At 72.2% G+C, this 18,981-nt stretch carries 18 protein-coding genes; 9 read left to right on the forward strand and 9 right to left on the reverse strand.

The genetic code is table 11. The features are described 5' to 3' along the window. Nucleotide 1: 1 nt before the first annotated feature. The 4 genes from ACFY1U_RS05850 to ACFY1U_RS05865 are packed head-to-tail and all read left to right on the forward strand — an operon-like array spanning nucleotide 2 to nucleotide 4,060. A complete protein-coding gene (locus ACFY1U_RS05850; protein ID WP_344403542.1) occupies nucleotides 2-772 on the forward strand; it encodes a cytochrome c biogenesis protein CcdA in 771 nt (256 codons plus the stop codon). A 3-nt stretch (nucleotides 773-775) separates the two neighbouring features. Further along, nucleotides 776-2,542 (forward strand): cytochrome c biogenesis protein ResB, encoded by a 1,767-nt coding sequence (locus ACFY1U_RS05855; RefSeq protein ID WP_390692913.1) that lies wholly within the window; start codon nucleotides 776-778, stop codon nucleotides 2,540-2,542. Then, complete coding sequence (gene ccsB / locus ACFY1U_RS05860) at nucleotides 2,539-3,642, forward strand: c-type cytochrome biogenesis protein CcsB (protein WP_390692914.1); 1,104 nt, start codon at nucleotides 2,539-2,541, stop codon at nucleotides 3,640-3,642. The genes ACFY1U_RS05855 and ccsB overlap by 4 nt, the downstream gene beginning before the upstream one ends. Nucleotides 3,643-3,667: 25 nt before the next feature. Further along, entirely contained in the window at nucleotides 3,668-4,060 is a 393-nt protein-coding gene (locus ACFY1U_RS05865) for an SRPBCC domain-containing protein (RefSeq protein WP_390692915.1), read from the forward strand. Here the strand turns inward: ACFY1U_RS05865 and ACFY1U_RS05870 are convergent. Beyond that, nucleotides 4,047-5,024 (reverse strand): isopenicillin N synthase family dioxygenase, encoded by a 978-nt coding sequence (locus ACFY1U_RS05870; protein ID WP_390692916.1) that lies wholly within the window; start codon nucleotides 5,022-5,024, stop codon nucleotides 4,047-4,049. The genes ACFY1U_RS05865 and ACFY1U_RS05870 overlap by 14 nt on opposite strands. Beyond that, nucleotides 5,005-5,472, reverse strand: a complete 468-nt coding sequence (locus ACFY1U_RS05875; protein ID WP_390692917.1) for a nucleoside deaminase — start codon at nucleotides 5,470-5,472, stop codon at nucleotides 5,005-5,007. Before ACFY1U_RS05875 ends, ACFY1U_RS05870 begins: the two co-directional genes overlap by 20 nt. Nucleotides 5,473-5,577: 105 nt before the next feature. Here ACFY1U_RS05875 and ACFY1U_RS05880 point away from each other — a divergent pair, with 105 nt between their 5' ends. Next, a complete protein-coding gene (locus ACFY1U_RS05880) occupies nucleotides 5,578-6,888 on the forward strand; it encodes a PucR family transcriptional regulator (protein ID WP_390692918.1) in 1,311 nt (436 codons plus the stop codon). A 34-nt stretch (nucleotides 6,889-6,922) separates the two neighbouring features. Here ACFY1U_RS05880 and ACFY1U_RS05885 read toward each other — a convergent pair whose 3' ends face one another. Both ACFY1U_RS05885 and ACFY1U_RS05890 read right to left on the reverse strand, forming a co-directional pair. Further along, on the reverse strand, nucleotides 6,923-7,858 hold the full coding sequence (locus tag ACFY1U_RS05885) for a transglutaminase-like domain-containing protein (RefSeq protein ID WP_390692919.1): 936 nt from the start codon (nucleotides 7,856-7,858) through the stop codon (nucleotides 6,923-6,925). A gap of 79 nt (nucleotides 7,859-7,937) precedes the next feature. Further along, nucleotides 7,938-8,912, reverse strand: a complete 975-nt coding sequence (locus tag ACFY1U_RS05890; RefSeq protein WP_390692920.1) for a zinc-binding alcohol dehydrogenase family protein — start codon at nucleotides 8,910-8,912, stop codon at nucleotides 7,938-7,940. Between the two features lie 135 nt (nucleotides 8,913-9,047). Here ACFY1U_RS05890 and ACFY1U_RS05895 point away from each other — a divergent pair, with 135 nt between their 5' ends. Together ACFY1U_RS05895 and ACFY1U_RS05900 are read left to right on the forward strand one after the other, a co-directional pair. Continuing rightward, nucleotides 9,048-9,383, forward strand: coding sequence for a helix-turn-helix transcriptional regulator (locus tag ACFY1U_RS05895; RefSeq protein ID WP_365833707.1), 336 nt, complete (start codon nucleotides 9,048-9,050; stop codon nucleotides 9,381-9,383). A 60-nt stretch (nucleotides 9,384-9,443) separates the two neighbouring features. After that, nucleotides 9,444-10,073, forward strand: coding sequence for a hypothetical protein (locus ACFY1U_RS05900; RefSeq protein WP_390692921.1), 630 nt, complete (start codon nucleotides 9,444-9,446; stop codon nucleotides 10,071-10,073). Here ACFY1U_RS05900 and ACFY1U_RS05905 read toward each other — a convergent pair. Further along, nucleotides 10,046-11,458: a purine-cytosine permease family protein gene (locus ACFY1U_RS05905; protein WP_390692922.1), complete on the reverse strand. Its 1,413-nt coding sequence runs from the start codon at nucleotides 11,456-11,458 to the stop codon at nucleotides 10,046-10,048. The genes ACFY1U_RS05900 and ACFY1U_RS05905 overlap by 28 nt on opposite strands. A 169-nt stretch (nucleotides 11,459-11,627) precedes the next feature. On the opposite strand from ACFY1U_RS05905, the gene ACFY1U_RS05910 reads away from it, so the two are divergent. After that, complete coding sequence (locus tag ACFY1U_RS05910; RefSeq protein ID WP_390692923.1) at nucleotides 11,628-12,590, forward strand: DMT family transporter; 963 nt, start codon at nucleotides 11,628-11,630, stop codon at nucleotides 12,588-12,590. On the opposite strand, the gene ACFY1U_RS05915 is transcribed toward ACFY1U_RS05910, so the two are convergent. From ACFY1U_RS05915 to ACFY1U_RS05930, 4 genes are read right to left on the reverse strand one after another with little or no spacing between them, the layout of a single operon-like run. Further along, nucleotides 12,487-13,371 (reverse strand): LysR family transcriptional regulator, encoded by an 885-nt coding sequence (locus ACFY1U_RS05915; RefSeq protein WP_390692924.1) that lies wholly within the window; start codon nucleotides 13,369-13,371, stop codon nucleotides 12,487-12,489. The two genes, ACFY1U_RS05910 and ACFY1U_RS05915, sit on opposite strands and share 104 nt — an antisense overlap. Next, nucleotides 13,371-13,769, reverse strand: a complete 399-nt coding sequence (locus ACFY1U_RS05920; RefSeq protein ID WP_390692925.1) for a PLD nuclease N-terminal domain-containing protein — start codon at nucleotides 13,767-13,769, stop codon at nucleotides 13,371-13,373. Before ACFY1U_RS05920 ends, ACFY1U_RS05915 begins: the two co-directional genes overlap by 1 nt. A gap of 57 nt (nucleotides 13,770-13,826) precedes the next feature. Further along, the gene (locus tag ACFY1U_RS05925) at nucleotides 13,827-14,774 is read right to left on the reverse strand and encodes a pyridoxamine 5'-phosphate oxidase family protein (RefSeq protein WP_390692926.1); all 948 of its coding nucleotides are present in this window, start codon (nucleotides 14,772-14,774) and stop codon (nucleotides 13,827-13,829) included. Further along, the gene (locus ACFY1U_RS05930; protein WP_390692927.1) at nucleotides 14,771-15,409 is read right to left on the reverse strand and encodes a hemerythrin domain-containing protein; all 639 of its coding nucleotides are present in this window, start codon (nucleotides 15,407-15,409) and stop codon (nucleotides 14,771-14,773) included. Before ACFY1U_RS05930 ends, ACFY1U_RS05925 begins: the two co-directional genes overlap by 4 nt. A gap of 212 nt (nucleotides 15,410-15,621) precedes the next feature. Here ACFY1U_RS05930 and ACFY1U_RS05935 point away from each other — a divergent pair, with 212 nt between their 5' ends. Continuing rightward, nucleotides 15,622-18,954, forward strand: a complete 3,333-nt coding sequence (locus ACFY1U_RS05935) for a BTAD domain-containing putative transcriptional regulator (protein ID WP_390692928.1) — start codon at nucleotides 15,622-15,624, stop codon at nucleotides 18,952-18,954. The last annotated feature ends 27 nt before the right edge of the window (nucleotides 18,955-18,981 follow it).

Below are 18,981 nucleotides of genomic sequence, written 5' to 3' on the forward strand. Positions count from 1 at the left end.
CGTGACCTCAGTCACCACGCTCGCCGCGACGGGCTACAACGACACGGTGCTCAACGGCGCCCTGCTGCTCGCGTTGCCCATCGCGCTCCTCGGCGGACTCGTCTCCTTCTTCTCCCCGTGCGTCCTGCCGCTCGTCCCCGGCTATCTGTCCTACGTCACCGGGGTCGCCGGCACCGATCTGGCCGAGGCCCGGCGCGGGCGGATGGTCGCGGGCGCCTCCCTCTTCGTGCTCGGCTTCACCGCCGTGTTCGTCTCCAGCGGCGCCCTCTTCGGCTACTTCGGCGACACGCTCCAGGACAACAAGGGCATCCTGTCCAAGGTGCTGGGCGCGCTCATGATCCTCATGGGTGTCTTCTTCATGGGCCTCATGCCCTGGATGACCCAGCGGGAGTTCCGCTTCCACAAGCGGCCCGTGGCGGGTCTCGCCGGCGCCCCGCTGCTCGGCGCGCTGTTCGGCATCGGCTGGACCCCGTGCATCGGCCCGACCCTCGGCTCCGTGCTGACCCTGTCCGCGCAGCAGTCGAGCGCGGGCCGGGGCGCCATACTGACCGTCGCCTACTGCCTCGGCCTCGGCGTGCCCTTCGTGCTCGCCGCGGTCGCCTTCCGCAAGGCGCTCGGCGCCTTCGGCTGGGTCAAGCGCCACTATGTCTGGGTGATGCGGATCGGCGGCACGATGATGATCGTGACCGGTCTGCTGCTGCTGACCGGCGCCTGGGACCGCATCGTGCAGGACATGCAGTCCTGGTCCGCCGGCTTCACTGTGGGGATCTGATCGATGAGCAAGGCCACCACCACCGGTACGCCCCCCGAGCGGGCCGAGGACCCGGACCTCGGCGCCGCCGGCTCCCAGCTCTCCACCGCCCCCAGGGAGGAACTGGCGAACCTGCCCGCCCTGGGCGTCATCGGCTGGGCCCGCTGGTTCTGGCGGCAGCTCACCTCCATGCGGGTCGCGCTGCTGCTGCTCCTGCTCCTCTCCCTGGGCGCGATCCCCGGCTCGCTGATCCCGCAGTCCGGCATCGACGAGACGAAGGTCGCCGACTTCCGCAAGGCGCACACCTTCCTCGCGCCCGTCTACGACAAGCTCGGCCTCTTCCACGTCTACAGCTCGGTGTGGTTCTCCGCGATCTACATCCTGCTGTTCGTCTCCCTCATCGGCTGCATCGTCCCGCGCACCTGGCAGTTCATCGGCCAGCTCCGCGGCCGCCCGCCGGGCGCTCCCAAGCGCCTGACCCGGCTGCCCGCCTACACCACCTGGCGCACCGAGACCGAACCCGAGCAGGTACGCGAGGCCGCGCTCGCGCTGTTGAAGAAGCGCCGCTTCCGCGCGCACCTCGCCGGTGACGCCGTAGCCGCCGAGAAGGGCTATCTGCGGGAGGTCGGCAACCTCGCCTTCCACATCGCGCTCATCGTGATGCTGATCGCCTTCGCCTGGGGCCAGCTCTTCAAGTCCGAGGGCAACAAGCTGATCGTCGAGGGTGACGGCTTCTCCAACACCCTCATCTCCTACGACGACTTCAAGTCCGGCAACCTCTTCAGCACCGACGACCTGGTGCCGTTCAGCTTCCACCTGGACAAGTTCACCGGCACCTACGAGTCCAGCGGCCCCAACAAGGGCACCCCGCGCACCTACCAGGCCGCCCTCACCTACAGCCAGGGCGCCTACGGCAAGGACAAGAAGGACCTCGTCAAGGTCAACGAGCCGCTGGAGATCGGCGACGCCAAGGTCTACCTCACCGCCCACGGCTACGCCCCCGTCATCACCGTCCGCGACGGCAAGGGCAGCGTCGTCTACCGCGACGCCGTCCCGCTCCTCCCGCTCGACTCCAACGTCACCTCCACCGGTGTGGTCAAGGTCCTCGACGGCTACAAGAACGCCAAGGGCGTCAGCGAACAGCTGGGCATCTCGGCCTTCCTCCTGCCGACCTACACCCCCGGCAGCGAGACGGCCTCCACCTTCCCCGCGCTGCGCAACCCGGTGTTGAACCTGACGCCGTACCACGGTGACCTCGGCGTCGACTCCGGCATCCCGCAGAGCGTCTACCAGCTCGACAAGGCGCATGTGAAGGAGTTCAAGGACTCCAAGGGGCAGCAGCTCAGGGACAACCTGAGGCCCGGCCAGACCATGCAGCTCCCGAACGGCGCCGGCTCGATCACCTACGAGTCCACCAAGCAGTGGGCGAACTTCCAGGTCGTCCAGCAGCCCGGCACCTCCTGGGCGCTCGCCGGCTCCCTCACCGCGATCTTCGGCCTCGCCGCCTCCCTGTTCATCCAGCGCCGCCGCGTCTGGGTGCGGGCCGTCAAGGGCGCCGACGGTGTGACCGTCGTCGAGATGGCCGGCCTCGGCCGCAGCGAATCCGCCAAGGTCCCCGAGGAACTCGGCGACCTCGCCGGGATCCTGTACGACCGGGCGCCGGGCGCACCCGAGCCCGACGAGCCATCCCACGACTCCGACGCCGAACCCGACGCCGGCTCACCGGACCAAGACGACCCCACCACCCCCGACACCGAAGTCGTACCTGCCGAAGGGGCTGAGACGCAGTGACTCTCGCCGCCGGAACCGAGTTGGCCACGGCCACCAACGAACACCTCGCGAACATCAGCAACACGCTGATCTACTCCGCGATGGCCGTCTACACCCTGGCCTTCTTCGCGTACATCGCCGAATGGCTCTTCGGCAGCCGCAGCAGGGTCGGCCGTACGGCCGCCGCCCTGACCACGGGGGCGAAGGGGACCACGGGCAAGGCCCCCGCCGTCACCGTGAACAAGGCGGGCGGCACCGCCGTACTGGAGCGGCCCAAGGTCGTCGTACGGTCCGCGGCCGGTGCCCGTGACGTGCCGGACGGGCCCGGGGCGCACGGCGGGGACGAGCAGGGCGACCTCTACGGGCGTATCGCCATCTCGCTCACCGTGCTCGCGTACTTCGTCCACTTGGCCGGCGTGATCGCCCGCGCGGCCTCGGTGGAGCGGGCGCCGTGGGGCAACATGTACGAGTTCAACATCACGTTCTCCGCGGTGGCCGTCACCGTGTACCTCGCGCTGCTCGCGCTGAAGAGGAACGTCCGCTGGCTCGGCCTGTTCTTGATCACCACCGTCCTCCTGGACCTCGGCATCGCCGTCACCGTCCTGTACACGGCCAGTGACCAGCTGGTTCCCGCCCTCCACTCGTACTGGCTGTACATCCACGTCTCCACCGCCATCCTGTGCGGCGCGGTCTTCTACGTGGGCGCGGTCGGCACACTGCTGTACCTCTTCAAGGACTCGTACGAGACCAAGCTGGAGAACGGCGGCACCCCCGGCCGCTTCGCGACGTCCTTCCTGGAGCGGCTGCCCTCCTCGTCCTCGCTGGACAAGTTCTCGTACCGCGTCAACGCGGCCGTCTTCCCGCTGTGGACGTTCACGATCATCGCGGGCGCCATCTGGGCGGAGTCGGCCTGGGGCCGCTACTGGGGCTGGGACCCGAAGGAGACCTGGGCGTTCATCACCTGGGTCGCCTACGCCTGCTACCTGCACGCCCGCGCCACCGCCGGCTGGAAGGGCCGCAAGGCCGCCTACCTCGCGCTGATCGCCTTCGGCTGCTGGCTGTTCAACTACTACGGCGTCAACATCTTCGTCTCCGGCAAGCACTCGTACGCGGGCGTCTGAGCCGCAGAGGGCCGACACTGGTGTCATGAGCGGTTCCATCGCACAGGGCACCAGTCAGAGCCACGGGAACACGCACATGCTGCACTTCCTGGTGCGGGTCCCACGGCGCATGGAGGACGTCTGGCCGGCGGTGGCCACCCCCGAGGGGCTCGCCCCGTGGTTCACCGCCGCCGACGTCCTCGAACCCAGGCTCGGCGGCGCGGTCACCCTGCGTGACCTGGGCAGCGGCCGCGTCACCGCCTGGGACGTGGACCGGGTCGCCGAGTACACGCTGGACGACGGCGACCGGATCCGTTTCCACCTGGAGCGGGACGGCGAAGAGGGCACCGCCCTCCGCTTCACCCACGAGTACCGGGGAGCCGAGGCGGCGGAGCCCGCCTGGCGGGCCCGCTTCGAGAAGCTGGTCAGCCGACCGTGATCGAGTCCAGCTTCTCCCGCAGATAGCGGTGCGAGTCGACCGGCTCGTACGCCACCCTCCCGACCGGCGCCGGCACGGACTCCACCAGCGTCCCCGGTGTGCACTCGCCGAAGTACACGAGCGACATCAGCTCCTCGGCGGGCGCGTCCGCGGGCGGCGGCAGCACCCGGTGCCGCCCCGACCGCCACCTGTCACCGGTCCAACGGGCCATCAGATCCCCGATGTTGATGGTGAAGGCCTCCGGGTCGAAGGGCGCGTCCTCCCAGCCGCCCTCGTCCGTGTACACCTGCAGCCCGCCCTTCCCGGCCTGCCGGTCGAGGATCGTGACCGTCCCGAAGTCGGTGTGCGGCCCGATGCGGAACTGGCCCGGCTGCGGCTCCCCGACGACCTCGGTGCCCGGATACCAGTTGATGTTGAAGCCGTACGTCGGGTGGTCCATGTGCCGGGAGAAGAAGTCCGGTTCGAGGCCGAGCGCCTCGCCGAGCAGGGACAGGAGCTGCTTCTCCAGCTCGCCCATCCGCTCCAGGTACTCCTCGCACAGCGTCCGGAGCTCCGGCACTTCCTGCGGCCACACGTTGGGCGCGTACCACTCCGCGTTGACGACCGGGTCCTCGAAGGGCTCGTGCGTCGCGAACGTCAGCGACTCCTTCAGGTCCGGCGGGGTCTCGGTGCCCTCCGAGTAGCCGTTGGCCTCCGCGCCCGGGCCGAGCCAGCCGCGGCCGCCCACCTTCGCCGCGTACGGCTGCTTGGTGCCGACGGGAAGCCGGAAGAACGCCCGAGCCGCCTCCCGGATCGCGGACCGCAGCGCCGGATCCACACCGTGCCCGGTGACCAGCAGGAACCCGGCGGTCTGCAGGGCCTCGTCGACGGTGCGGGCGATGGCGGTGCGGGCGTCCTCGTCGCCGTCGAGCCACGGCCGCAGATCGATGGTCGGAATACGCGGGTCACTCACCGATGTCCTCATTCCACAGTGCCGGATGGTTCTTGATGAAGTCGCGCATCATCCCGATGCACTCGGCGTCGTCCAGCAGCACGATCCGCACGCCGTGCTCCGCCAGCCAGTCGTGCCCGCCGTGGAAGGTGGCCGCCTCGCCGACCACCACCCGCGAGATGCCGAACTGGCGGACCAGACCGGAGCAGTACCAGCACGGCGAGAGGGTCGTGACCATCGTCGTACCGCGATACGAGCGCTGCCGTCCCGCACTGCGGAACGCTGCCGTCTCCGCGTGCATCGAGGGGTCGTCGTCCTGGACGCGCCGGTTGTGGCCGCGGCCGAGTAGGGTGCCGTCGGCGCCGTAGAGGGCGGCGCCGATCGGGATGCCGCCCTCCGCGAGCCCGGCGCGCGCCTCCGCGACGGCGGTGGCGAGCCAGGTCCGTGCCGTCGCCTGGTCCATGGGGTCCTCAAGGTCCATGTCCTCACTCTGCTGTGGCCGAAACACGAGGGCAACGTGCGGAAAGTACTCTCCGGGCATCCCGCCGCCGGACGAACTGTCCATGCGCCGTCCCTGGAGGTGCCCGTGGCCGCACTCACCCTCCGCGAAGTCCTGGACCTCGATCCCGTCCGCGCCTCCGAGCCCGCCCTCCTCGCCGGCGAGGGCGCCCTGGACCGCCCGGTCCGCTGGGTCCACTCCAGCGAGGTCTACGAGGGCGCCAACTTCCTCGACGGCGGAGAACTGCTGCTCACCAACGGTTTCGGCCTGATGGACGCCGACGAGGAGGTCCGCCGCCGGTACGTCCGCGAGCTGGCCGCGCGGGGCGCCGCCGGGCTGGCGGTGGAGGTGGGCCGCTCACTGCCGCAGATGCCCCCCGAGGTCGTCGACGAGGCCCGCCGCCTGACCCTGCCCCTGCTGGCCCTGCACCGGGTCGTGCCCTTCGTACGCATCACGGAGGCGGCGAACCGCGCGATCGTGGCCCGGGGGCTGTCCGGGCGGTCGGTGGTGCGTCCCTGGGGCGGCGACCACACGGCCGCCCTGCTCGCCGACCTGGCCGACCGCGCGGCCCTCAACCAGCCGGAGGTCGAGGCACGGTCCGCGCTCGCCGGGTTCCACCCGGGGCCGGGGGCCCGGCTCGTCGGGGTGTCGGTGCACGGCACGCGCGAGGTGGGCGCCGTGGACCGGGCGGTGCGGCTGCTGGGCGGGGCGGCGGTGCTGCGGGCGCCGTTTCCGGGGGATGTGCTGGCACTGCTCGCGCTGCCTGTCGGCGGCGGCTTCCGCTCCGGTGATCCGGTCCGCGCCGTCCAGGAGGCTTTCCGCACGGCAGCCGACGCGGGGCTCACCGTCGCCGTGGGGCACGCCGTCGACGCCGGCAGCGGTTGGCTGCGCTGGAGCGACACGCTGCGGGCGGCGCGTACGACGCTGGAGCTGGCCCTGACCGTGCCGGCCGCCGAACCGCCCGCCCCCGAGGGCCCGTTGGTCACCTCCGCCCGCGCGCTGGCCCTGGAACGGGAGCTGACCCGCGGCGGCATCGACACCAACCGCGACCGCCTCGACCGGCTGGTCCAGCACACCCTGGGCCCGCTGCTGGCCTGGGAGGCGGCCCACCCCAGCGACCTGGTCCGCACCCTGGAGGTCCATCTGCGGCACGGCTGCTCCCCGACCCGGACCGCGGCGCTGCTGCACATCGGCCGCCAGTCGCTCTATCAGCGGCTGGAGCGGATCGAGTCCCTGCTGGGGCTTGAGATCGACGATCCTGATCTGTTGGGGGAGTTGTTGGCGGCGGTGTGTGCGCATCGAGTCGTGCGGGGGCGCTCCGCCGGGGGTGCCGTGACAGGCCGTCGGTCGTCCGCTGGTTCGACTGGGCTGGTCGCGGCCCGCGGCGGAGCCGCATAGGGACACGGCCCCGCGCCCCTTTCGGGGCGCGTTCCTAGCGCAGGGTGACCTGGCTCGGGCCGTTGTACGGGGCCGAGCACAGGACCGTTTTCGGGGTCCGCAAGGTGTCGTCCTGCGTGAACAGCTCGCGGGCCGCGTCGAAGGGGACCTCGTCGCCCGCGACCAGGGCGGCCCGGTCGTAGAGCTCGCGGGCCGCTTCCGGCAGGGGCGTGCCCGGATTGCCTTCGTCCATTCCCCACTCGTCCCACAGCAGCGTCTCGACCTTGTTGAGCATGGCGAGGTCGAGCCGGATGTTGCCGGCCACGAAGCGCTCGCCCCAGAACGGCCCCTGCTCCGGCGGATGCAGACCGAAGGTCCTCGGGTCCGCTCCGCCCTCGCGGATGGCCCGCCACGCCTTGCCCGCGACCAGGAAGCGGTCGCGCGGGACGTCCATCGGGTCGAAGTCCACGTTCCAGTGGGCGGTGATGCCGGGGTCGGTGAGCTGGGCGTCCGCGAACAGCCAGCCCCGCTCCTCGTCCCAGTACTCGGTGACCACGTGGTCGCAGTGGAAGCCGTCGGAGCCGAAGTAGTCGGCGAAGCCGGACCGGATACGCGCCGGGATGCCCGCCTGCCGCAGGAACGAGCAGTGCAGCAGCGAGAAGTCCCGGCAGGTCCCGACGAAACGGTCGCCGACCTCGCGCCGCATGTGCAGCGGGGCGTCGTTCCGGGCCACGAGGATCCGCAGGATGTCGTCGATGTAGCGGGTCTCGGCGTCGTTGTGCAGGCGGTCGTCCGGGTGGGTGTGGTGGAAGAGGCCGCCCTCCATCCGGTGGATGAGCAAGTCACGGGAGACGCGGGCGAGCCGGGCGGGGTCGCGCGGTAAGCCGGCGTACCGGTCGGCCAGTTCGCCGGGGTCGGAGAAGGCGCTGTGCTGGGCGTAGAAGGCAAGTGACACGGCGGGCCTCCCGGTTGTCCGGAGTCGTCGACTCATCGACTGCATGTTCGAATGCGGGTCGGTGCGGCCCACCGTGTCAAAATTCGCCGGCACATGTCCAGCCCCCGCGTGACCTTCAGCCGTTCACTCGCAGCAACAGCTTCCCGGTGCTGGTCCGCGTCCCCATCAGACGGTGTGCCTCCGCCGCCTCCTCCAGCCCGAACTCGGCGGTGACCGGCAGGGACACCGTGCCGTCCACCGCCTTCGCGAAGGCCCGCTCGGTGAGGGAGCGCAGCTCGCCGGGGGCCGTCTTCGCCAGCGTGAGGATCGAGAAGCCGCCGACCGACACCCCGGAGGGGTAGAGCTCGGGCTGGCCCACGGTCCACGCCGGCGCCGCACTCGCGTTGCCGAAGGAGACCAGGCGCCCGAAGACCGCGAGCGAGGCCAGGCTGTTCCGGAACGTCTCGCCGCCGACGGGGTCGAGCGCGAGGTCGACGCCCCGGCCGCCGGTCGCCTCCCGCACCGCCTCGGTGAACTCGCCGACGAACACCTCGTCGTAGCCGTACTCGCGCGCGTACGCCACCTTGGACGCGCCCGACACCACCCCGTACACGGCCCCCGCGCCGGCCGCCTTCGCCAGCTGTCCGACCGCCGTGCCGACGCCGCCCGCCGCGCCCTGTACGAGCACCGTCTCGCCCGGCTGCAGCCGGCCCACCGCGTGCACCAGGGTGTACGCCGTCGGCAGCACGGTCGGCAGGGTCGCCGCCGTACGCAGGTCGACGCCGGCCGGGACCGGGAAGACGGTCGAGGCGTTCGCCAGTACGGCATCCGCGTAGGCGCCGCCCTCCGTCAGCGCCGTCACCTCCTGGCCGACGGACAGGCCGGTGACCCCCTCGCCGAGCGCGCGGATGCGCCCCGACGCCTCGAGTCCGGGCACGAAGGGCAGCCGCGGCACCCGGTAGCCCTCGCCGCGCGCCTTGAGGTCGGCGAAGTTCACCCCGGCGTACGCCACGTCGAGGCTCACCTGGCCCGGACCGGGCTCGGGGACCTCCGTCTCCACGACCTTCAGGACCTCGGGCCCGCCGTACTCCTGGAACTCCACCGCACGCATGCCACACCACCCATGACTGTTCGGTCCACGACTGTTCCATGGACTGTTCAATGGAAAGCGAACAGTCGCGAGTGTATGATTTTCATCGAACAGTCGGCAAGACGTGAACCTCGGCCAGGCGTGAAGGAGGCCCGCGTGGCACAGCGCACCAGTCATCGGGCCGCCCCCGAGCACACCCACCCCGACGACGTCTCCGTGCAGACCGCGCTCGCCGCGCTCGCCGATCCCGTACGCATCAGCCTCGTCAGGGAGCTGGCGGGCTCGGCGGAGTGGTCGCGCAGCTGCGGCAGCTTCGACGTGCCGGTCGGCAAGGCGGCGCTCAGCCATCACTTCGTGGTGCTGCGGGGCGCGGGCCTGGTCGAGCAGCGCGACGAGGGGCCCCGGCGGGTCAACCGCCTGCGGCGGGCGGAGTTCGAGGCCCGCTTCCCGGGTCTGCTGGACCTCGTCCTGCGGGACGAACCGACGGTCTGAACCTCTTCGCCCCCTGCGGCGTCACAGTGCTGACGGCAGCACCGGGGGACGGAGGGGGACATGGGCAGCAACCGCACCTGGATCGCATCGGCCGGAGCGAGCGTCGCGCTGGTGGTGGCCGCGGGCCTGTACGTCCAGGCCATGGGGGCCGGCCACACCGACTCAGGCCTCAGGGCGGACCCGGACCGGATCAAGTCCGCGGCCGCGGACCGGACGTGTGCCGGGACCCGCCCGGTCGACAGCCTCCCCGACCGCGACGACGGCACCCCGCTGACGCGTGTCGTCGTACACGTCGACGAACTGGCCCGGAAGAAGTACCCGGACGTCTACACGGGCCTCTCCGTCGACGAGGAACACCGGTCGGTCGACGTCTGGCGCATGCCCTCAGCCGCCTTGGACGACGCGATCTGCGGGGCGGCCGTGCGGGGCGTGACCGTGCGGCTGCACGACACCGACGTCGGCGGAAGAACCCTCCACGCCCTCTGTGACCGGATCGGCGACGACATGCACCGCTGGGACGGCACCTTCGAGATGCGCGAGGTCGCCGCGGACGAACGGGGCTTCGTCCTCATCGGGGTCGACGACCCCGACAAGGCGGAACCGATCCTCAAGAAGGCCTACGGCGCGCACAACAGCCGGTACATCAGGGTCGAGCACGCGGATCAGGCCAAGCCGCTGGACGGGAGCTGAGCCTTCGTCCGCCGCAGCACCGCATACAGCGCCGCGCTCACCACGAAGCCGACCACCGGAGTGATGTCGCCGAACGACGGCCAGTGCTTCGGTACGTAACCGACGTAGTCCTCCTGGTTGGAGAAGAGCGGGACCGACACCGCGATGCCGATCAACAGGGCTGCGAGGCCAGGCCAGTTGGTGAAGGAGCGGTCGTTCAGGCGGGCGGCCAGCTCCTCGTCCGTGGCCGTGCGGGACTGCAGCCACCGCTCCACCAGGACGACACCCAGCCACGGCGCCACCCAGTACGCGATGACCAGCAGGAACGCCTCGTACGCCGACCCCGCGTCCGACAGCGACGCCCAGGCGGCCGCCGTACCGGCGACACCCGACACCACGACCAGCACGCTGCGGCTCAGCCAGGTGGGGAGCCTCAGGCCGAAGGAGGCGATGGAGATCGCGCCCGAGTAGATGTTGAGGGCGTTCGCGGAGATGCCGCCGAGGATGATGGCGAGAAGCACCAGGTCGCCCAGCCAGCCGGGCAGATGACCGGTGAAGGCCGCCGTCGGGGTGGCGTTCTTCGGGGCCACGATGGTCGCCGAGGCCGCGCCGATGACCGCCACGAGGGCGACCGACACGAACAGGCCGACGGCCGGGTAGAGGACCGTCCTGAACCGGTTCGCGGTGCGCGGCAGATAGCGGGAGTAGTCCGTGGCGTACGGGTTCCAGCCGGCCGCGTAGCCCCAGGCCGCGCTGAAGGCGAGGAGGAAGCCGCCGATGCCGCCGCCGGTGCCGCCCCCGCCGAGGTCCGCGTCCTTGAACGTCCACACGCCCGCCAGCAGGAAGATCACCGCGAGGGCCGGGAAGGCGTACTTCTCGAAGGTGTGGACGAAGTTGTGGCCGATGAAGCCGATCAGGATCTCGGCCACGACCACCAGGAGGAGCGAGGGCAGCGGGCGCAGGCCCGTCAGCGTGTTCAGGGCGAAGGCCGCGCTCACGCTGTTCACCGCGAACCAGCCCACGCCCGCCACCAGGCCGTTGGCCGCGGCCGGCAGGATGTTGCCGAGGCGGCCGAAGGAGAAGCGGCCGATCACCATCTGCGGCACACCGAACCGCGGCCCGTCCAGGGACAGCACGCCCTGCGTGATGGCGCCGAGCGCGGTGCCCAGCACGATCGCGGCCGTGGCCTGCCAGAAGCTCAGACCGAAGAACAGCACCGAGATCACACCGATGAAGACGGTCGCGAACTCGATGTTCGGGGACGCCCAGGTCCACAGCAGCTGCAACGGCGAGCCATGGCGTTCGGCGTCGGGGATGGGCTCGGAACCCGCCGTCTCGACGGCGATGACCTTGTCGCCGTATGCGGGGGCGAGGGTACTGGAGGAGTCGGCGGGAGCAGTCGTCATGCGAGGTAAGTGTCCGGTTCCGGCCGGTCCGGGCACAGGGGCGCATTGTCCGCTTCGGTGGGCCCCGCGGCGTACAACCTGTAGGCATCGGCGCCGCCGATGACCCCATCGGCAGGACGCCCCACTGGCGCGTGGACCCGCGCCGCCGCCCGCTCGTAGCGTCCAGGACATGAACACGCAGAACAAGTCCGCAGAGAGCAGGGGCGTCGCCCAGCTGATGACCGCGATGGTGCTGTCCGGCACCCTCGGCGTCTTCGTCGTCGAGTCGGGCGCCTCGCCCTTCAATGTCGTCTTCTTCCGGGTCGTCTTCGGAGCCCTCGCGCTCGGCTCCTACGTCCTCGCCCGCGGCTGGCTCCGCGACCACGGCTTCACCCCGCGCACCTTCGGACTCGCCGTCCTGGGCGGCGTGTTCATCGTCTTCAACTGGGTGTTCCTCTTCCAGTCGTACGAGAACACCTCGATCTCGGTCGCCACGGTCGTCTACCACACCCAGCCGTTCTACGTGGTCCTGCTCGGCGCCCTCCTCTTCCGCGAGCGCCTCACCGCCGCCAAGGTCGGCTGGATCGCGCTGGCCTTCGCGGGCCTGATCCTGGTCTCGGGCGTCACACCCTCCGACTTCACCAGCGGCGGCACCTACCTCAAGGGCGTCGGCCAGGCCCTCCTCGCCGCGCTCCTCTACGGCCTGTCCACCCTGGTCACCAAGCGGATCACCGGCGTCCGCCCGCACCTCATCGCCCTGGTCCAGGTCCTGGTCGGCATCCCGCTGCTGCTCCCCTTCGCCGACTTCGGCGCGATGGCCGGCACCGGCTGGGACTGGGGGTGGCTGGTCGGCCTCGGCTTCCTCCACACCGGCGTGATGTACGTCCTGATGTACGCCGCCTACGCCAAGCTGCCGACCTCGAAGATCGCCGTGCTCGCCTTCGTCTACCCGGCGGTCGCGATGGTCATGGACTGGGCGGTGTACGGCCACCACATCGGCCTCGTCCAGGCACTGGGCGTCCCGCTGATCGTGCTGGCCAGCCTGAAGGTCACGCTTGCTCGGCCACGAGCTTCCGCGCCTGCTCCAGAAACAGCCGTACGTGCGCCGGAAGCCGCTTCCCGGCCCGCCACGCCAGTTGCGTCCGAAGCGTGAACGGCGGCTGCCACGGCAGCCGTACCAAAGACCCCTCGGCGAGTTCGGCGGCGACCGTCACCTCGGGCAGCAGCGAGACCCCGAGGCCGGCCGCCGCCGCGCGCTTGGTGGCCTCGATCGTCCCGAACTCCATGAAGTCGACCGGCTCACCGGCCGACGTGAGTTCCCGCTCGAACAAGTCCCGGTAGGCGCAGCCCGGCTCGGTCGCGAGAAGGGACTGCCGTACGAGATCGGCGGTGGCGAACTCCCGCCCGGCGAGGGCGTGCCGGGGCGCGGCGACCAGCGCGAGCGGCTCCTCGCACAGGACCACGCTCTCCAGCCCCGGATGCTCGGTCGCCTCCTCCATCAGGAAGCCGAGATCGTACGTGCCCTGCCGCAGCGCCTGGCGGGTCTCGTCGCCGATGGTGGTGCGCAGGGAGAGCCGCACCCCGGGGTAGCGGTGGTGGAAGAACTCCAGCAGCGGCGGCAGCCGGTACGAGGTCAGCGACTCCATCGTCCCGACCACCAGCGAACCGGCGGGCTCCTCGGTACCGGTGACCGCGGCCCGTGCCTCCTCGGTGAGCTCGATGATCTGCCGGGCGTAGGGGAGCAGCCGCTCACCCGCCTCCGTGAGCCGGATACGGCTGCCGAGCCGGTCGAACAGCTCCGTGCCGAGGGACGACTCCAGGGCCCGTACCTGGCTGGTCACGCTGGACTGCGCGTACTTCAGCTCGGCCGCGGCCTGCGTGAAGCTCAGCACGGTCGCGACCTTCTCGAAGGTGACGAGCAGCCGCAGCTCCATCAGTCCGCCTTGGGGTCCTCGCCGCGCTCCCGCCGCCGCAGCTCCTCCTCGCGGCGGCGCAGATCGGCCTCCCAGTCCTTGAGGAGCGCCTCGTCCTTCTTGTTCTCCTCCTTGAGGGACTTCAGGAACTCGGGGTTGTCGTCGGGCGCGACGAACGGGGCGCGGTGGTTGCGGTGCCACTCGGAGGGCGTGGATCCGCCCGCCGGTACGGGCCCGCGGTACTTGCCCGCGACCAGCCAGGCGATCGGCCCGACCAGCACCTCCCCGAACAGCAGGATGATGATGACCCAGACCACCTTGGGCAGCGCGCGCACCTGCTCCTCGGGGGTGTTCAGGCAGTCGATGAAGGCATAGATCCACAGCGCCAGGACCAGCAGGAACGGCAGATACCTGATCATGGTGGTGCGATCCCCCAGGAGACGGTGACGGGACGCTGTACGGCCCCGGTGACGGGGTCAGGGTAGCGGGTGGCCGCAACTCCTCCCCCGTCCGCCGGCCAGTGCCCGGAACGCCTCCCACCGCACCCGCGGCCGGGGCAGGCCACGCCGTTCCAGATAGCGTGCGGTGGCCTGCTTCGTCCGGCGCAGCACCCGTACCGCGTCGCTCGGTCGTCCGGAGCCCATCGGCTCCACCACCCTGCCGGGCACCAGCAGCCAGCCGTCTCCGGCCTGCCGCAGCTCTCCGCGCACGAGAGTGTTCCGCATGTGGTTGAGCCGCTCGTCGTGCCGGTGCACCAGCAGGGAGGCGGGGCCGGCCGTCGCGGCGCAGTCGGCGGGCACCGTCAGTGCGAAGCCCGCGTCCGTCGCCATCGGCAGGGTCCGGGCGAGCACGGGCGCTCCCGTCTTGTCACGGGCCGCCAGCACCGCGCTCGGGTAGCGGGCGAGCTGCCCGGCCCCGAGCGGAGGCGCGGCGGGCTCCGCCCCGGTGGCCGCTCCCTCCGCGAGCAGGGACGCCAGCGGAGGGCGTACGACGACCTGTTCCGGGGTGACGGTGATGAGCAGGCGCAGGTAGTACCACTCCATCAGCCGCCTGACGCCGGGGGCGAGATAGGACCGGCTGTGCGGCTGCCGCTCGAAGAGCATCCGCCAGTAGTCCTCGGCGCCCTCCGGTCCCGTCATGATGTCGTCCGGGCACACGGCGAGGCCGCCGACGAAGATCTGCGGCGCGTCCTCGAGGCCGCTGCCGGTGGGGTCGGACCAGAGCAGGGCCACGCGCCCGTCGCGGCGCACGTTCAGCGCCTTCTGCGCGAACGCCAGGGACGTGGTCAGCAGCAGCGTCCCGTCGTCGTTGCGCCGGACCGCGGCGGGCCAGGCCACCGGTGCGCCGTCCCGGCCGAGCGTGACGAACTCGCAGGTCCGGTAGGCGTCCAGGGTGTCGAGGGGTGCGGAGGCGAGCACGGTCACCGGCCCGTCTCCTCGTCCAGTGGGCCGCGCAGGGCACGGCAGGACGCGGCGTACTTCCGCCGTCCGAAGAGCCTCCACATCAGGCGGCCGAGGAGCGGGGCCCGGCCGAGGAAGTAGGCGCGCTCCTCGGGCGTCGCGTCCTCCAGGATCGCGCCGACGGCCAGCAGCACCTTGTCCTTGGGCAGCTCCTCCAGCCCGCGTCGGCCCACCAGCTCCCATTCGTCGACGGTCAGATGCTCGGCGACCAGCGGCAGCACCAGCCGCTCCTCGTCGTCGAGATGCTCAACGAGCACCGTGTGGTGCTCGGTCAGCGCCAGGGCGAGTTCCTCCCGGGCGATGGGGCTCGCCTCGCGCAGCCATGCGGGCAGCCACTCGGCCACCACCGCGAGCGTCCGGTCGATGCGCTGGTGCTGTTCCTCCATCCGCTCGACCAGCCCGCCGTCCGCGCCCCGCGCGTGCAGCAGGGGCCAGATCAACTCGTCCTCGAGGGCGTGGTGATGGTGCAGCCCCATGACGTAGTCGTCCAGGTGGGCCGCCACCTGTGCCGCGCGGGCCGTGCCGCCGTCCGGCACGGCCCGTACCAGCCGGGGAGCCAGCGCCGACTCGCGCCGGAAGACCCGGTGGACGACCACCATTTCGTGTGTGTAGGGCCGTTGGCCCGAGGGTGCGGGAAATGCGGTACTGCGGGACACGCCTGCCTGCTCCAACGATGAGGTTCCGATGAGGAACGCCCACCGTCACCCGGCCGTCTTGGCGCCCACTTGGCACCGCACTTGGTGCGCCTCCGACCAGGGCGTTCAGTGACCGTTCACGCTCCGCGACCACCGCTCGGGTAGATTCGCGCGGCGTGCTGCGCATACGAGTCCTGGGCTCCCTGGGCGCCGAGGCCGGCGGGCGGACCGTCGAACTGGGCGCTCCCCGGCAGCGGGCCGTCCTCGCGCTGCTGGTCGCGGCCGGCGGGCGGGTGGTGCCCGTCGACCGCATGATCGACGAGCTGTGGCGCGGGGTGCCCCCGGCCAGGGCCACCGTGTCCCTGCACACCTACGTGTCCCACTTGCGCCGCCTGCTGGAGCCGGAGCGGCTTCCGCGCGCGCCCGCGTCCGTGCTGGTCACCTCCCCGCCGGGCTATGCCCTGCGGCTGCCCGCCGAAGCGGTGGACGCCTGGTGGTTCGAGACCCTGGTGTCCCGGGCCCGCAGCGCTCCGCCCGACCGGGCGAGGGAGCTGCTGTCCGAGGCGCTCGGCTGGTGGCGAGGGCCGGCGTTCCTGGAGCACGCGAGTGAACCGTGGGCGGAGTCGGAGGTGGCCCGGCTGACCGAGCTGTGCGCCCAGGCCCGCGAACTGGCCGTCGCTGCCGACCTGCGCACCGGACACCCGGCCGAAGCGGTGCCGGCGGCCGAAGTCCTCGTACGGCAGAGCCCGTTGCGGGAGGAGGGCTGGCGGCTGCTCGCCCTCGCCCAGTGGGCCTGCGGGCGCCAGGGAGACGCCCTGGCGTCCCTGCGCCGGGCCGCCGCCGTGCTGCGGGAGGAACTCGGCTGCGATCCCGGGCCGGCCCTGGCCGAGCTGGAACACGCCGTGCTCAACCGGCGGCTGGACGTGCTGCGCGCCGCCGTACCGCTCGCCCCGCTGGAGACCGCTGCCGCCGCGGCGCCCGAGGAGGAGGGCGGCCTCTTCGTCGGCAGGGAGGCCGAGCTGGGCGCCGCGGCCGCAGCCGCGCGGGCCGCCCGGCGCGCGGGCGGTGTCGTCCTGGTCACCGGGGAGGCCGGCGCGGGGAAGTCGGCGCTGCTCGAACGGTTCGCGGGACGGCTGCGGGCGGCGGGGTGGACGGTGGTGATCGGCTGCTGCCCCGAGTACGAGGGCGCGCCGCCCGCCTGGGCCTGGGTGGAGGCGCTCGGCGCCCTGGCCGGTGTCGTGCCGCCGGCCCGCCCCGAGGAGCTGACCGCCCTGCTGCACGAGCCGGAGACGGTGGCCGCCATGACGCGTGACGAGGCCGCCGCGGGCCGCTTCCGTACCCACCTGGCCCTCGCCGCCTGGCTGCGGGACGCGGCCGCCGCACAGCCCCTCGCCGTCGTCCTGGAGGATCTGCACCGCGGCGACGGCGAGACGCTGGCCCTCCTGGAGACGGCCGCGCAGATCACCGGCGTACCCCTGCTGATCGTGGCCGGCTACCGGCCGGCGGAGGTCGGGGAGGACCTGGTCAAGACCCTCGGCCGGCTCGCCCTGCGGGCCCCGCGGCGCATCCCGCTCGGCGGCCTGTCGACCCGGGACGTCGCGACCGTGGTCACCGCCGTCTGCGGCGCACCCGTCGACGACGCCACGGTGACCGCGCTCGCCGAACGCACCGGCGGCAACCCCTTCTACGTCCTGGAGAGCGCCCGCCTGCTGGTCGGCGAGGGCGCTCTGGTGGCCGTGTCGGAAGTCCCCCAGGGGGTACGGGACGTGCTGCGCAGGCGGCTGGCCCTGCTGCCGGCCGAGGCCCGCTCGGCGCTGCAGCTGGCGGCCGTGGCGGGGCCGGAGGCCGAGGTCGCCCTCCTCGTCGAAGCGGCCGACGCCGATGAGGACACCGTGCTGGCGGGACTCGACGCCGCGGTGAGAGCGGATCTGCTGACCGAGCCCGCGCTGGGCCGGGTCCGTTTCGTGCACGCACTGGTCCGTGACACCGTCTACACCGACCTGTCCGGGGTCCGGCGGGCCCGTCTGCACGACCGCATCGCGCAGGGCCTGCGCCGCCACCGCCCGCACGACCTCGCGGCCCTCGCCTTCCACTTCGCCCGCACGGGCCGGACCGCGAACGCGCCCCTGGCCGTCGACTACGCGCTGCGGGCGGCCGAACTGGCAGAGCGACGGTACGCACACGACGTGGCCGTCGAGCTGATCGAGCACGCCCTCAAGGCACACCGGGCGGCCGTGGCCGACCCCGACGCCGACCCGGACGACACGGTGGCCCTCCACGTACGGCTGCTGGCGGCACAGTTGCGGGCCGGTTCCACCGCCGCCGCCCGGCACACCCGGCAGCGGGCGGTCGACCTCGCGGTGCGGGCCGGCCGGGACGACCTGGTCGCCGCGGTCTACGGCGCCTGGACCGAGCCCTCGCCCTGGCGCTCCCGGCTGGAGGGGCTCTTCGACCGCACCGCCCTGGCCCGGCTGGAACGGCTCGCCGACGACCCCGCGCTCGACGGCGCGACCCGCGCCCGGGTCCTGCAGGTCCTCGTCGACGCCGTGGCCGCCGAGGAGGCGCCGCGGGCCGTACGGGCGGCGCACGCGCAACTGGCACTGGCCCGGGCCGAGGGCGAACCGCGCCTGCTGGCCTCGGCGTTGATGACCTCCGCCAAGCTGCTCCCGCACGAGGCACAGGGCACGCTGCGCACACCGCTCGTCGCGGAACTGCGGCAGCTGGCCGAGGCACACGACCTGCCGGCCTACCGCTGGGTCTGCGAGCACCTCGACGGCATGACCGCCGCGACCCGCAACGACCCCGACGGGCTGCGCCGGCACAACACCGAGGCCCTGGAACTGGCCCGCCGCTACCGCATGGTGTGGGCGCAGGGCATCGCCGCCGCGACCTCGGCGATGCTGGCCACGGTCACCGGCCGCTTCGACGAGGCGGAGGCCCGCTACGCCGAGGCCGACGGCCTGCTGCGGCGCGTGGGCGCCCACCACGCCACCGGCCCCCGCACGCTGGGCCTGATCACTATCCGTCTCGCCCAGGGCCGGGCGGCCGACATCGAGGAGGCCGTCCGCGACCTGTACGCGGAGATCGGCGCCCCGGTCGCGGTGGCGCACGCCCTGGTCCTGGCCCGACGCGGACGGCTGGACGAGGCGGCCGCGGTGTCGATCGCGCCGCAACCGGTGACGGACCACCTCTACGGCCTGGAGCTGGACTACCGCTGCGAACTCGCGGTCCTGCTCGGCGACACGGAGACGGCGGCCATGCTGATCGGGCATCTGCTCCCGGTCCGCGAGCAGTTCGCCGGTACGGCCGGCGCCGCCTACGCGACCCGGCCCCTCGCCCACGCCCTCGCGGACCTGTACCGGCTCCTCGGCGAGGACGGGGCCGCGGCCGAGAACTACGCGCTGGCCGAACGCGTCGCGTCCGCCTGGGACTCGCCGCACCGCCTCGCCGAGGCACGCCGCGCGGCCGCCCGGCTGGCCGCCGAGCGCAAGCGCCGGCGAACCGCCTGAGGGCGGGGCGGGCGTCGGGGGTCCGAG

Origin of the sequence: Streptomyces sp. NPDC001351, assembly GCF_042896045.1 — a bacterium.
Classification (GTDB): domain Bacteria; phylum Actinomycetota; class Actinomycetes; order Streptomycetales; family Streptomycetaceae; genus Streptomyces.

Coding starts and splice junctions, on each gene's coding strand:
- ACFY1U_RS05865 (WP_390692915.1), top strand. CDS start 3,668: ATGAGCGGTTCCATCGCACAGGGCACCAGTCAGAGCCACGGGAACACG.
- ACFY1U_RS05890 (WP_390692920.1), bottom strand. CDS start 8,912: ATGCGTGCGGTGGAGTTCCAGGAGTACGGCGGGCCCGAGGTCCTGAAG.
- ACFY1U_RS05885 (WP_390692919.1), bottom strand. CDS start 7,858: ATGAGTCGACGACTCCGGACAACCGGGAGGCCCGCCGTGTCACTTGCC.
- ACFY1U_RS05930 (WP_390692927.1), bottom strand. CDS start 15,409: ATGGTGGTCGTCCACCGGGTCTTCCGGCGCGAGTCGGCGCTGGCTCCC.
- ACFY1U_RS05915 (WP_390692924.1), bottom strand. CDS start 13,371: ATGGAGCTGCGGCTGCTCGTCACCTTCGAGAAGGTCGCGACCGTGCTG.
- ACFY1U_RS05900 (WP_390692921.1), top strand. CDS start 9,444: ATGGGCAGCAACCGCACCTGGATCGCATCGGCCGGAGCGAGCGTCGCG.
- ACFY1U_RS05905 (WP_390692922.1), bottom strand. CDS start 11,458: ATGACGACTGCTCCCGCCGACTCCTCCAGTACCCTCGCCCCCGCATAC.
- ACFY1U_RS05870 (WP_390692916.1), bottom strand. CDS start 5,024: ATGAGGACATCGGTGAGTGACCCGCGTATTCCGACCATCGATCTGCGG.
- ACFY1U_RS05920 (WP_390692925.1), bottom strand. CDS start 13,769: ATGATCAGGTATCTGCCGTTCCTGCTGGTCCTGGCGCTGTGGATCTAT.
- ACFY1U_RS05875 (WP_390692917.1), bottom strand. CDS start 5,472: ATGGACCTTGAGGACCCCATGGACCAGGCGACGGCACGGACCTGGCTC.
- ACFY1U_RS05910 (WP_390692923.1), top strand. CDS start 11,628: ATGAACACGCAGAACAAGTCCGCAGAGAGCAGGGGCGTCGCCCAGCTG.
- ACFY1U_RS05855 (WP_390692913.1), top strand. CDS start 776: ATGAGCAAGGCCACCACCACCGGTACGCCCCCCGAGCGGGCCGAGGAC.